A 12,424-nucleotide genomic window follows, 5' to 3' on the forward strand; every position below is an offset into this window, starting at 1 on the left:
TCAAAGAATAGACCCAGATCCGCGATACGCATCGCCGACAGGCAGAATTGGCGCGTTTCAGGCGTCTCTATCGCCGCATCGACAAAGGAAACGACAGTGTCGCCGTTAGGCCTGCGATTTTATGGCTATACTTCACAGCAAAGCGGCGTGAAGGTCTGAGCCATCAGCGAGGCGTGAAGTAATGGTGTGGCTGCGCAGAATGTTCTGGTCCGGCATCCTGATAAGCATCATGGCGACACTGCATGCGCGCGCCGAGGACAAAGTCTGGCTGTCCATCGGTGAGTTCCCGCCGTATTTCTCCTCGAAGCTGAGTCACTATGGCGTTTTCCCTCACATTGTCGAAGAAGCGTTCGCTGTCGAACACATCCAGGTCGAGTACATTTTTCTGCCCTGGAAGCGAGCGCTGCAGATGGCCGCAGAAGGAGACTATGACGGCACGCCGGGATGGGTTTACTCCAAGGAGCGGGCGCAGCAGTTTTCGTACAGCGATCCGGTTCTCAACGAAACCAAAGTGTTCTTCCATCTAAAAAGCCTGAACTTTGACTGGAACAGCATTGAAGACCTTAAGCCTTACAAAATTGGACTGACGCTGGGGTATTTCTATGGTCCAACTCTCGCCAAAGCTGAGGAGCGCGGTGATTTTTTATTTGAGCGCGTGTCGACGGACCTGCTGAATATGAGAAAACTGGCGGCAGGAAGAATTCAGTTGTTTGTCGTCAATCGTGAGGTCGGCTTGCAGATCGCCCGCAGCGAAATGCCCGCCCAGGACGCCGCCAATATCACTTATCACCCCAAACCGATCTCCGTGGACGCCCAGCACCTGCTGATCTCCAAGAACATTGACCCTGTCCGCGCGCAGTTTCTGTTGGATTCATTCAACCGGGGATTGCGGAAACTAAGGGAAAACGGCCGCTACGATTCGCTATGGAAAGAAGATATTGGAGGACCAGGCCCATGAGGCCTCCCACCAATTATTATGCCTGAACTAAACTTGATAGAACCCTGTCCGATACGCCAAGCGCTCAGGAGGCTCTGATGAAACAGCTGCTGATGCCCCTCATTTATTGCGCGTTACTTTGTCCATGTCTGGCGTCAGCGGAAGACCTGAGTTTGACCAATGGCGAGTGGCCACCATTCACTTCGGAAAACTACCAGGATTATGGGTTTATTTCCCATGTCGTCGCGGAGGCGTACAAGCTGGAGGGAATCGACGTCAAATATACCTTTCTGCCTTGGAAAAGAGCCTTACAGGAAGCGCAGGAAGGGGATATCTGGGTGGGGTCTGTCGCCTGGTCCAAGGCCGACGGCAGACCTGATCATTTTGTGTTCTCCGAGCCGATCATTGTGCTGACGGACGTCTTCTTCCATCGCAAAGATCTTCCTTTTGACTGGAACACGTTTGAGGATCTCAAGCCTTATCGCATTGGCGCCACGATTGGGTACTCTTATGGCAAAGCGTTCAGTGAAGCCGAAGCAAAGGGGCTGATCACCGTCGAAAGAATCTCTACCGATGAAAGCAACTTCAAAAAGCTGGCGCAGGGGCGCATCAATCTGTTTCCCTGCGTGCTTGAGGTGGGCTACGAAATTCTCGCCCATAATCTGCCGTCAGGCATCGCCACCAGCATCACCAACAATCCGAAACCGCTGCGCAGCGTCGGCTATCACGTCATCATCACCAAGAAAAATCCCCAGGCCGAGCGCTATATCGCCGCGTTTAACCGTGGACTGCAAAAACTGAAAGATTCCGGACGTTACGAGCAGTATTTGGAAGGCATCGTGGAAGGCCATTACCACAGGGAGTCAGAGAAAGCGGCGCAATAAAACGGTGAGATGAAACAATGATGCGAAACGATGGCGTCACTGCGCCGGATGTTCAGGGGGAATGAGGCTGGGGTCTATTTGCAGACGATTCAATCCACCAGAGGCAATCAGCTGCTGCATCCCTTTATCAAACTGCGCTTTCAACCAGGCATGCCGTGGTGATTTCTTCGAAAATATCAGATAAAGCTTGGCGGTATACAATTGCTCCGGCAGGTATCTGATTTGCTGACGTTCCGCCGCGTCAAAGTGCTTTCTTAAGACTTCCAGTCCCACTACCAGATCACTGGGAAACAGGTCGATATGGCCTTTGATCAATTGTTTGAAGTTGGTTGCTTCCGAGTCGCTGCGACGGACCGTGAATAATCCCGTCCGTTCCGCCTCATCCAGCTTATTCCCGTAGTTATAGCCCAGTATGGCGCCGACGCGCAGCCTGCTGGCGTCTTCTGGTGGCGTCCAGATTTCTTCCCATGACAAAGCGTGGCGCCTAGAGTAAAAGAACACCGTGCGTTCAATGATGATCGGCATCTCGCTGAAAACGAAATCCCGCTCCCGCTCTGCGGTTCTTTCCCACGCAATGGTGGCGTCCAAGTCTCCTTGCTGGCAGAGAACGAAACTGCGATTCCAGGGATGAAAGCGGTACTCTACATCGATATTCGCCAACGCAAACGCCTCGGAGACAATTTGCGAGGTGGGACCAAAATGAGGCGCTTCTTCGGAAATATACGGCGGCCACTCGCCGCTGCCGATAAGAATCGCCTCCTGCGCCAACAATGAAGCGCTCCAAAGCAACCCCAGGCACAGGAAAAGCCGAATCGGAAACATCTGTAAACGCCAACGGCGCATCGTCATCACCTAAAGTCATCATGCGTGGCTTCTAAAAGCGTAGCAGATTGGCAAGTTGGGCGGGGCCAGGCCTGAGGTTATTACTTCTTTTGACAGATTGCGTTTAACTGATAATTAGAGCGCAAAGACTCTGAACGAGGCGTTGGATGGCGCTTTGCTTATCCAACCTACGACAGGCCGGCATATTTTCGACCTGACTTTAACTCTGGATAGAGTCTGCCCTTCAAAATAGATCGGTCGATGGATAACCCGTCCCTTGCTTCCTCCATATTCTGACTCACGGAAACAACCACTTTTTAGATACCCGGTAATTCAGCATATGGAGCATCTACATGAACGGAAGAGAAAAGTTCTCCCTTCTCTTGGCGGATCTCGGCAGTTCCATTGGGCTGCCTGACTTTCATCTTAAGGATGAGCCGCCCGCCCAGCTTGTCTTTGACGACAATATCGTTGTCAATTTTGAGCTCTGCCCGAATGAAACGTTTTTGATTATCTACAGCAGTCTCGGTGAGATCGTCGACGCTTTCAGCCATTCGCTTGAACCCCTTAACGCCAGATACAAGCTGCTGTTGGCGGCCAATCTGTTCTGGCGAAAAACAGGCGGCGCTACGGTGGGGCTGAGCGACGACGGCCTCGCCATCATGAGCTACCAGCATCCCGTCGACGGGTTGGACGCCCGCGCGCTGGAGTCGCTGCTGGTGACTTTTGTGGACTGCGCGGAGTCGTTGCAGCGCGCTCTACAGGAGTTAGTCGAAAAAACTGAGGAACTGCCTGATCCACGCCAGACGTCCACCATTCACTCAACTGACCATTTAGTTAAAGTTTAAACCTCAGGAGTCCATCTCATGACCAATCCAATTACTCTATCCAGCTTTGTGACCGCCGCCCGTCAGAACGAGGGAAGGTTGGTGGTTAATAGCGATAACACTGTGACCGCTCCAGGAAATATGGGCGCGCGCCATGTCATGTCCTCCAGCGCAGACAAGAGAGTAAATAGTGAGAACCAAAACGCCAATAACCAATTTGAAAAAGTCGTGCGACAAGCCTTTGGAGCAAAGATAGCGGGGCAGGCGATAGGGACCGCTCTTCAAAACGGAACGCAGGCCTTAACCGGTAGAACGGTTTTAGCGGTCTTTCAGCACGCCAAACAGTTGCAAGACGACAAGGGGCTCTTAGGGAATATGTACGCGTCTCTGATGGACAGGATTGGCCTGGCGCCGAGCAGAAGTCATATCAGAGAAACCTGGCATGACTTAAAACCCCATGTGAATGTTGAACAAAGGGGCCGCGGCGAGAGCGACGCCACCGTCGAGTCTCTTGACCTGCATGACATACATTCTTTTGCGACCTTTGCCCCTAAAGGCGTATCAGAAGCGGAAGCGATGGAATTTCTGATGACCCATGACGACGGTAAGTTGCTGATGGCGAACATAGCTCGTAATACCGCCGATTGGGATGATTCAACCGCGGAGAAGAAAGCGAGCAATACTCAGACCCGGCTTAATATCGCCATGCAACAGGTCATGTCGGGGGAAAGACTCCCCACGCGATTACAGCTTAATGTAGGCGACGAACTGGTTAAGATTACTAAACGTGGAGATACGCCCAGCGCCTATTCGCCATACTTCACCACGCGGACCGCGCTCGAACAGGCGATCGGTACGGTGGACAATGAAGACCCGAACCGCTCCATCGCCGCCGTCTTCGGGTTGCCGCTTGGAAGCATGGATACTAAAGACGTGTATGACGTTCATGTGATCAGAGTGACCCAAGCGACGTCGGTTCTCACCTCCACTGTTGCGCCGACAGAAGAGCTGGGCGGTCATGTGAAGACCCCGGGAGGCGCCATGCAGATATTGATGAGCCGGGCGGACGCTGAGTCGGTAACCAGCACACTGAAAGAAAGAGCGGATACCAGCGGGGTTGGGGTCAGCGCCAAACGTACGCTAAGCGAAAATGTGGGCGCGGCGGTGAAAACAGCTTCCGATGGTATCAGCGCGGTCGTGAGCTCTATGAAAGACCTCGCGGGCTTCGTCAGTAACTTGAGGGCTTAGGAGTAATCTATTCAAGCCTGCTGTAGTAATCCGGCGGACGAATAGCGCTTCATCATTCGTCCGCCGGGTTTATAACGGCCTGTTTTATAGCAACTAAAATTCCTTAGATCACTGACCGTGATCATCTTGCAGAAAAGCAGCCAAAACGTCGCGCATGGTTTTGGCGGGCCGACTCAACAGATTCTCCAGTGCAGGGTGAGTGGTTGCGAAGTCGCCTCGACGGGAGGCTTGGAAGCTACCTAGAAGCAGTTCGGCGTAGATCTTTGGCATACCGGCAGCCATTTTTGCGTCAAGCCACTCCTGATCAGGCACCACTACATGGCGTATCCGACGCCCGGTGATGTCAGAAGCAAGCGCCGCAATGTCGGCCATTGTCCAGGCTTGCGACGCGGTGAGGGGCGGGGTGGAGCCATTCCAGTTCTCCGAGTCAATAATAATCTCGGCGTCAGCCTGCGCCAGGTCTGAACGAGCCGTCCAGCTAACGGGACCATCTTCGGGCGTGCGTAAGTCACCGCTTTTCAGACCGTCGCCGATCATGTTGAGGCAGCTCTCGGCATAAAACCCATGTCGCAACGACGTGTAAGCGACACCGCTTTTCGCAAGGTACGCTTCAGTGCCGGCATGCTGATCAGCGGGCGCAAATAGTGATCCCTCCCTGGCGCCCATGTGGCTGGTGTACAAAATTCGCTTAACGCCTGCCTGCTTGGCGGCGTCTATTGCATTACGATGAAGCCGCAGCGCCTCTTCACCCAGCGTGTTAGCTGAAACAATCAGCACTTGGCTGGCGCCTTCGAACGCTGTTTTCAGGTCGTCGATGCAATCGAAACTCCCCTTACGGACGCTAACGCTTTTTTCCTGATAGAAACTCGCCTTTTGTAAATCTCGAACACTAGCTATGAGCTGATGGGGGCCGCATTTTTGAATGAGGTTATCTATAACGCCTTTTCCAAGGTTTCCAGTTGCGCCAGTAATTACAATCATCCTATTGTCCTCACAGTTAAATTTGATGCTTGCCATACAAGTTATCATTGATATCATTATTTAGTTAACATTGATATAGGCAAACTCTAGAGATGCAAAATCAAGATACTTCGGAAGACACACTGACCACGCAGGAACGAATAATCGCGGCCGCGACTGAGCTTGTCGCCAGTGGCGGAATTTCCGCTTTAACTACGCGCGCAGTGGCGTCGGCGGCCTCTGTGCAGGCTCCGACGATATACAGGCTATTTGGTGATAAAAGAGGCTTGCTTGATGCTGTAGCCGAATTCGGCCTTACACAATTCATCGCGCAGAAGTTGGCGGCGGAGCCAAACCCCGACCCTGTTCAAGACCTCCGAGACGCTTGGGACGCCTACGTGGCCTTTGGCGTGAGCAATCCGGCTGTTTTTGCGATTATGAATGACATCGGTTCCTCCCATTCGCAATCAATGTCAGCAAAGACGGGCATTGGGGTATTGAGAACGCGCATTCAGCGTATCGCCCATGCAGGCCTGCTTTTAAAACCCGTTGAAAGCGCAGTGGCGCTCGTACACGCGGCCGGTGTCGGAACCGTGACGACGCTACTCTCGACGCCTGAAAACGAGCGCTGCTCGGCCTTGTCCATTGACGCGCGTGAAGCTGTTTTTTCTTCACTAATCGCAGACGCCCGGCCAGTGCGAAATAACAATCTGATCACGTTAGCGAATGGTTTACGTGAACGCCTGCACGAAGTGGACGAGTTGACTCCCGGAGAGCGGCTGTTATTAAGCGAGTTATTGGAAAAAATTGCGAAGTAACGAGAGCCCTATGTTCTCAGTTGGCGAACACTGGCGATGGCGTTTATTCCTGTTTACAGTGTCAGGCCTCTTTAAACTCTCAATCTCCAATTCGCCTGGTTACTGAGGAGATAACACATGGAACAATTCACCGGCGGCTGCCTTTGCGGCGCTGTGCGTTTGGTGGCGACGGGGCGTCCTTATCGGGTGGGGCTTTGTCATTGTCTGGATTGTCGTAAGCATCATGGCGCGTTGTTTCATGCGTCGGCGATTTTTCCTCTGGACGCGGTGACGGTGACAGGAGAGGTGGGCGACTATGAGGGTCGCTGTTTCTGTCCTCGTTGCGGCTCTTCGGTTTTCTCACGCACTGGCGACGAAATCGAGGTTAACCTGGGCGTGTTGGACGCGCCGGATCAACTCACGCCTACCTATGAACTTTGGACCTGCCGTCGCGAGTCCTGGTTGCCGCCGTTTCCAACCGTCCGACATTACGAGCGTGATCGCGACAACGCCAGTCGCGCTGAAGAATAGACGACGCGTGAATTACGATTGCTTGGCCTATTACGATTCCAGCGATTGAATGTAGCAACAAAACATGTCCGCCATGGAGTTAGTGTAGCCGGTGATTTCCTGCTTGCTCCAGTACGGAATTTCTGTTGAAAGAGCGCTCGCCGGAATGAGCGACCGGCTGATCAAGGATATCCCTATGGGACGTCTCGGCGAGTCGGATGACATTGCGAAGGTCGTTTCGTTACTGGCGAGCCCAGGGAGCGGGCAGGTCATTAAAGCGAAGGCGGACGCAACTAAGCTCCGGCGTCCACATTGCTGCCACAATAAACTCCCATTCCTAACTGCTCTGGCAGGACTGGCCAATGACAACCGTCCGCATTCAGTACAACAAGCCTTTCACCATCATTTGTAGTATGGGCTTGTTATAGATTCGCTCTTGCAGCATGATCTCTTTTAGCTTCGACCAAAGCTCATCACTGAGCATCAATCGGGGCATCGAAAACTCGTCTTGTTGTTGGTGTGGGAACCGCAATATGACGAGTTTGCGCCTATCTATCACCTATGACGAAACGTCAACACGCCTTAGGGTGAGCTAGCTGATGAGTATTTTAAAAAATGCCATAGACTCGATTGCGATCGGCCTTGAGGATTATGAATCGGCGGGTGCGGATGACCGGAGGATTGTTTCGTCTGCCAGAAATATATTTGCTGGAATTCTTCTGCTATTCAAACACAAGCTCTGTGAGCTCAGTCCTAATGATTCCGATGAGGCATTAATCAAGCAAAAGATCTTGCCTGAAATCGAGGAGTCTGGAGCTGTAAAGTGGGTGGGCAAGGGAAAGAAGACTGTTGATGTCCAGAATATCAAAGAACGCTTTGAATCGTTGGGGATCACCGTCGATTGGAAACGAATCGATAAAATCAATAAATATCGTAATGATATCGAACACTACTTTAGTACGTTGAATACTGACTCCGTCCACCAGCTAATATCTGACTCTTTCATCATAGTACGGGACTTTATTTCGGAGGAATTGAAGGACAACCCCAAAACGTTACTGGGAGATGATTGTTGGAATATTCTCGTTGAAATCAACGAAGTCCACGAAAAAGAGAAACAGGAGTGTGTTCAGTCCATTGATAAACTGAACTTTCTCAGTGATGAAATTGGACAGGCATTTAAGGAAGCTCAATGTGTTGATTGTGGATCAGACCTTATCGAAGCTGTCCTCGGAAAATCCAGAGATGCCATAAGTTCTAGTTTTCGCTGTCGTTCCTGTGATCATGAAGAAAGCTACGATAATTTAGTCAATGGCGTCGTCTCAAACTACTATGTCGACAAGGTCTATCTTTCCTATACAGACGGCGATGATGCTCCATACGTCGACTGCCCATCCTGCGTCAGCGGACTTTACATTTTTCATGAAGGTATATGTGCGGCCTGCGGTTACTCAGCAGCGCATATATGCCAACGATGTGGCGGCAACATTCCTCCAAGCGAAATAAGTGATACAAATTTCTGTGGCTATTGCTCGTATATGTTGGAAAAACTGAAGCGTGAATGAAGTCACCTCAGTACCTCTAGATTAATCTACACACCCAATTTTCGGAGGGACTGAAGCTGATCAAAGATGATGACTCTCCCGGTCATTGCACCTTGGTGCCGATTCGAAAACAGCTTCAGGCATCGCTCAGTCTCTGAATAGCTTGCTTGACTAAGCAATGATTAACCGTCTGCTTCAGTCAAGACTCGTCGTCCGGGCGAGCGCCGACAACGAGCCGCTTTTCCGTGAAGCCACTGCCATCGCCTGGATCAGCCATATAGGAAACTGTCCAAGACCTCGCGCCCGGCTGCCAGGTGATCCAGTTGTACGACAATGGCTTGCCCTCTATACCGAACGATGACCCACAACCGATAGCGCGAACCAGTCGGGCACGGCCATCGAATTCGACTTCGCGCCCAACAAAGCGAGGTCTGTGCTTGTGTCCGTGCAGGATCAGAGGGACATTACGCGAGGCGCACCATTTCACCAAGTCATCACCATTCTCCATACGGAGAAAGGGCTCTTCCTTGATTCGAAGAAAAGGTAATGTGTCGACCTCGTCTTCCTGTGTCGAGAATGGATGGTGATGGACGAGCGTTATGCAAATATGGTCGTCATACTTGCCTTGCCTCTTCATTACATCGAGTTTGGTTGCCACATCGATGAATTGGTCTTTTGTGATTTTTCCTTGCGCTAATTTCGCTTCCTTTGAGGTATCAAAGCAAACGAAAATAGTCTTGCAAACGTCGCTCGAGATTACGTTCTGCCATTCTAGTGATGAGACGTATTGCCAGTTCTTCCACAAAAAACCTTTCTTTCGCATGTCGTGATTACCAGGAATGCAGATCGTCTTGGTCTTGGCGGTGTCCTCAAGTCGATTTCGGAACGCTTCAAACTCAACGAGATTTTCCTTGGTTGGTGTGTCCATTAGATCGCCAGTAATGATGGGTTGGATGATGCCACCACCTCGATGGGTCTCTTCAATACGGCTACGAAGATGTTGCTCAACGTATGACATCTGCCTGGCTGAGACGGCTCTCGCACCGATATGTAGGTCACTCATGTGAAGAAGGTTAAACCCAGTCTGTGCGTCGTCGGAACGACTTGAAATCTCCCGCCAAAGATATTCGGCTGGAACGCTAGTTGTCAGGTGGAGGAGCTCATCCACAGACGCTTGACTTTGTGGAATCACCACGGTTTCCCCCGCCCAGTTCCAGCAAAGAGTTACCCCTCGCGAATTAGCGTCTCCCCCGGTTCGAGAAAGAATCGTCTGAATGCCGGGAAATGGGTCGAGGAGATCTCGGTTTGGCTGCCATCGGCGATCGTCAGAGCAAAGGAGCCAGAGTGTGAATCCCGGCGACTGACGCACTGAATCACGTGAAGTATTTGTGCCAAACGGCATAAAATAGAACGGCATGTCGAACCACAGGCGAAGAGGTGCCAGTACGCGCGCGACGTCAGTTGACGACAATGGCTCGACCTCAGATTCGCCATCATGCGACAAACCTCTGAGTACCTCTTTGCTACGCGCGACAAGGGACCTAAGTGTTTCTATGTTGGCTTTATCATGAGTGATGACAGCCTTCGGTAATGCGTGAAGGAATGAATTCAGTATACTCTGTGTGGCGCGAGGGGCACGCCAGGGCGGCAGCTGGCCAACCTCGGGGTCCAAGTGGCGAAGCCGACGGTAACGATGCTTGTTCCAGTACATTTCCCAGGGGGCTGGAAATCGGGCATGAGCTGAGAAAGGTGCAGGGAAATCTCGCCGCGTCAACCATCCGACGAGGCTTGCATGCTCGATATTGAACTCCATACCCATTGTCCTTCTCCTCAACGTGTCAAAATTGTCGTGGTTACTCTCCCTAACTGCGGCTTTTCGTGTCCGGCTTCTTACCAGTATAGGTCAGCTTCTTGCTAGCAACTCAACGCCACCCGGGTGCAACTTGCCCTAGTTGAATATGTTGAGGGGCCGGTACGGACGGCCAATCAGTCGCGCTCGTCCACCACGATCAGGTCGGTGAGTGTGTGGTAGATTTGTACCTGCTCCAGCGGTGCAGAGACGGGAAAGCACCACCAACAATGTGCGAGGTGCGGGACGCACCCTGACTTTCCCGAAGACGAGTGACCTTGAGCGAGTAGAGGCAGGCAATTCGCATGAGCGCCAGCACACTGCTTGGCTGCGCTTCGCTCAGATATCACGGCATAAAAAGAAACGGATTCTCCCGCAGCGTTTGCGTGGCCAGGTCGATGAAACAGCGGGTCTTGGCGTTGGTGCGGCGGCCTTCCATATGAATGATGCTGACCGGCAATGGCTCTTCCTCAAATTCAGTGAGCACTCGTTGCAGGCGTTTGTTTTTCAGCTCTTCCGCCGCCTGATAAGTCATCAAGGTGGTTATACCGTGACCCAGTAACGCCGCTTTTAGCGCCGCGCCGTTGTGATTGCAGCGTAGTCTGGGATTAAGCCGAACCAGTTCTTTTTTGCCTTGAATCTGAAAGTACCAGCCATTGGTGTGCTCGAAGCGGGCCGGGAAAATAATGCTGTGATTGGCCAGGTCTTGCGGCGTTTCAGGGTAACCGTGCTGCTCAAAATACGCCGGCGCGCCGCACACGATCTTCTTCACGTGGCCCACCGTGGTGGCGTACAGGCTGGAATCTTTGAGGTGGCCGATGCGTATCGCCACGTCAAAGTCTTCTTCCAGAAGATTGGTGACCCGATCCAGCAGGATGATCTTTACGGTGACGTCCGGATGCTTCCCCAGATAGTCCGTCACAATAGGCATGACGTACTTTTCGCCGAACAGCACCGGCGCAGTGATGGCGAGCGTCCCGGTGGGTGTTGCGTAGGTGCCTGAGGCGGCGGCTTCCGCCTCTTCCAGATCCTCTAGGATGCGTTTTGCATCCTGTAAAAAGCGGGCGCCGGGTTCGGTCAGCCTCACCAACCTGGTGGTGCGATTAAATAGCTTCACCCCCAGCCTTTCCTCCAGCGCGGCGATAGCACGACTGGCCGCCGGCGCGGAAAGCCCCAGCACCTCACTGGCGACACTGAAGCTCTGTTGTTTCGCCACCTCAATAAACACCTGCATGGTTTGCAGTTTATCCACGGCGTCACCCTGATTTTCGTTTTCTGATTATTGCGCTGAGTGTAAGAGTGAATTGTAAATTGCGTCAATTACTTCGGTATTTGCATGAATAATAATGCTTAACGACGACTCACTCAGCTCAACAGGAGAACACCGTGAACGCCCATTTTTCCAATACACAAGCGCCGATCAAACTCTATCGCAATCCCATGTCAGGTCACTGCCACCGCGTTGAGCTGATGCTTTCATTCCTGGATTTGCCTTATGAAACGATTGACCTGGATATGGCGAACGGCGCGCACAAGGCGCCGGAGTATCTGAAAATCAACCCGTTTGGACAGGTTCCCACCATTGATGACAATGGCTTCGTGCTGGCGGATTCCAACGCCATCATTACGTATCTGGCGCTGAAATATAGCAATGGCGATGAGTGGTCGCCGAAACAACCGGAGCAGGCGGCGCAAGTGCAGCGCTGGCTTTCTGTCGCGGCGGGAGAAATCGCGCAGGGACCTTGTGCGGTGCGCCTGGTGAAGCTTTTTGGCATGAAGCTGGATTATGACAGAGCCAAAACCATTACTGAGTCACTGTTTGGAGCCCTGGAGCCCCAGCTGTCCGGCCGTGACTATCTTGCCGGCGATCGCATCACCCTGGCGGATGTGGCGGGTTATAGCTACATCGCTCATGCGCCGGAGGGCGGCGTCAGTTTGCAGCCATATCCCGCCATTCGCGCCTGGCTGGAGAGAATTGAAGCGCATCCCGGATTTGTTGGCATGACGCGTTCTCCCTTGCCGACAGCGTAGATCTCTTAGACTTAA

Annotated in this window: 12 protein-coding genes; 8 read left to right on the plus strand and 4 right to left on the minus strand. The window is 52.3% G+C overall.

Annotation, left to right across the window (positions count from 1 at the left end; all coding sequences use genetic code 11):
• Window positions 1-181 precede the first annotated feature (181 nt).
• Together ACQYWX_RS15465 and ACQYWX_RS15470 are read left to right on the plus strand one after the other, a co-directional pair.
• Window positions 182-958: a substrate-binding periplasmic protein gene (locus tag ACQYWX_RS15465; RefSeq protein WP_431689471.1), complete on the plus strand. Its 777-nt coding sequence runs from the start codon at window positions 182-184 to the stop codon at window positions 956-958.
• A 77-nt stretch (window positions 959-1,035) separates the two neighbouring features.
• Window positions 1,036-1,821, plus strand: coding sequence for a substrate-binding periplasmic protein (locus ACQYWX_RS15470; RefSeq protein WP_431689472.1), 786 nt, complete (start codon window positions 1,036-1,038; stop codon window positions 1,819-1,821).
• Window positions 1,822-1,857: 36 nt separating this feature from the next.
• On the opposite strand, the gene ACQYWX_RS15475 is transcribed toward ACQYWX_RS15470, so the two are convergent.
• Entirely contained in the window at window positions 1,858-2,664 is an 807-nt protein-coding gene (locus tag ACQYWX_RS15475; RefSeq protein WP_431689473.1) for a substrate-binding periplasmic protein, read from the minus strand.
• A 332-nt stretch (window positions 2,665-2,996) separates the two neighbouring features.
• Between ACQYWX_RS15475 and ACQYWX_RS15480 the strand changes: the two genes are divergently transcribed.
• Window positions 2,997-3,491, plus strand: a complete 495-nt coding sequence (locus tag ACQYWX_RS15480) for a type III secretion system chaperone (RefSeq protein ID WP_431689474.1) — start codon at window positions 2,997-2,999, stop codon at window positions 3,489-3,491.
• Between the two features lie 18 nt (window positions 3,492-3,509).
• Complete coding sequence (locus ACQYWX_RS15485) at window positions 3,510-4,718, plus strand: hypothetical protein (RefSeq protein ID WP_431689475.1); 1,209 nt, start codon at window positions 3,510-3,512, stop codon at window positions 4,716-4,718.
• A 108-nt stretch (window positions 4,719-4,826) separates the two neighbouring features.
• Here ACQYWX_RS15485 and ACQYWX_RS15490 read toward each other — a convergent pair whose 3' ends face one another.
• On the minus strand, window positions 4,827-5,699 hold the full coding sequence (locus ACQYWX_RS15490; RefSeq protein WP_431689476.1) for an SDR family oxidoreductase: 873 nt from the start codon (window positions 5,697-5,699) through the stop codon (window positions 4,827-4,829).
• Window positions 5,700-5,791: 92 nt separating this feature from the next.
• On the opposite strand from ACQYWX_RS15490, the gene ACQYWX_RS15495 reads away from it, so the two are divergent.
• The 3 genes from ACQYWX_RS15495 (at window position 5,792) to ACQYWX_RS15505 (ending at window position 8,550) form a co-directional block, all read left to right on the plus strand.
• On the plus strand, window positions 5,792-6,496 hold the full coding sequence (locus tag ACQYWX_RS15495; RefSeq protein ID WP_431689477.1) for a TetR/AcrR family transcriptional regulator: 705 nt from the start codon (window positions 5,792-5,794) through the stop codon (window positions 6,494-6,496).
• 117 nt (window positions 6,497-6,613) lie between these two features.
• Window positions 6,614-7,006: a GFA family protein gene (locus ACQYWX_RS15500; RefSeq protein WP_431689478.1), complete on the plus strand. Its 393-nt coding sequence runs from the start codon at window positions 6,614-6,616 to the stop codon at window positions 7,004-7,006.
• A gap of 578 nt (window positions 7,007-7,584) precedes the next feature.
• Window positions 7,585-8,550 (plus strand): hypothetical protein, encoded by a 966-nt coding sequence (locus ACQYWX_RS15505; protein WP_431689479.1) that lies wholly within the window; start codon window positions 7,585-7,587, stop codon window positions 8,548-8,550.
• A gap of 178 nt (window positions 8,551-8,728) precedes the next feature.
• Here the strand turns inward: ACQYWX_RS15505 and ACQYWX_RS15510 are convergent, their stop codons facing one another.
• Together ACQYWX_RS15510 and ACQYWX_RS15515 are read right to left on the minus strand one after the other, a co-directional pair.
• Entirely contained in the window at window positions 8,729-10,342 is a 1,614-nt protein-coding gene (locus ACQYWX_RS15510; protein ID WP_431689480.1) for a metallophosphoesterase family protein, read from the minus strand.
• Window positions 10,343-10,724: 382 nt separating this feature from the next.
• Window positions 10,725-11,630 (minus strand): LysR family transcriptional regulator, encoded by a 906-nt coding sequence (locus ACQYWX_RS15515; RefSeq protein WP_431689481.1) that lies wholly within the window; start codon window positions 11,628-11,630, stop codon window positions 10,725-10,727.
• Between the two features lie 134 nt (window positions 11,631-11,764).
• On the opposite strand from ACQYWX_RS15515, the gene ACQYWX_RS15520 reads away from it, so the two are divergent.
• The gene (locus ACQYWX_RS15520) at window positions 11,765-12,409 is read left to right on the plus strand and encodes a glutathione S-transferase family protein (RefSeq protein WP_431689482.1); all 645 of its coding nucleotides are present in this window, start codon (window positions 11,765-11,767) and stop codon (window positions 12,407-12,409) included.
• The last annotated feature ends 15 nt before the right edge of the window (window positions 12,410-12,424 follow it).

The sequence above is a fragment of the Hahella sp. NBU794 genome (assembly GCF_050749805.1).
Lineage (GTDB): Bacteria > Pseudomonadota > Gammaproteobacteria > Pseudomonadales > Oleiphilaceae > Hahella.

What these genes read in the sequence shown, in the direction of transcription:
- ACQYWX_RS15495 (WP_431689477.1), top strand. Translation starts at nt 5,792, where the DNA reads ATGCAAAATCAAGATACTTCGGAAGACACACTGACCACGCAGGAACGA.
- ACQYWX_RS15505 (WP_431689479.1), top strand. Translation starts at nt 7,585, where the DNA reads ATGAGTATTTTAAAAAATGCCATAGACTCGATTGCGATCGGCCTTGAG.
- ACQYWX_RS15485 (WP_431689475.1), top strand. Translation starts at nt 3,510, where the DNA reads ATGACCAATCCAATTACTCTATCCAGCTTTGTGACCGCCGCCCGTCAG.
- ACQYWX_RS15475 (WP_431689473.1), bottom strand. Translation starts at nt 2,664, where the DNA reads ATGCGCCGTTGGCGTTTACAGATGTTTCCGATTCGGCTTTTCCTGTGC.
- ACQYWX_RS15470 (WP_431689472.1), top strand. Translation starts at nt 1,036, where the DNA reads ATGAAACAGCTGCTGATGCCCCTCATTTATTGCGCGTTACTTTGTCCA.
- ACQYWX_RS15480 (WP_431689474.1), top strand. Translation starts at nt 2,997, where the DNA reads ATGAACGGAAGAGAAAAGTTCTCCCTTCTCTTGGCGGATCTCGGCAGT.
- ACQYWX_RS15510 (WP_431689480.1), bottom strand. Translation starts at nt 10,342, where the DNA reads ATGGAGTTCAATATCGAGCATGCAAGCCTCGTCGGATGGTTGACGCGG.
- ACQYWX_RS15490 (WP_431689476.1), bottom strand. Translation starts at nt 5,699, where the DNA reads ATGATTGTAATTACTGGCGCAACTGGAAACCTTGGAAAAGGCGTTATA.
- ACQYWX_RS15465 (WP_431689471.1), top strand. Translation starts at nt 182, where the DNA reads ATGGTGTGGCTGCGCAGAATGTTCTGGTCCGGCATCCTGATAAGCATC.
- ACQYWX_RS15500 (WP_431689478.1), top strand. Translation starts at nt 6,614, where the DNA reads ATGGAACAATTCACCGGCGGCTGCCTTTGCGGCGCTGTGCGTTTGGTG.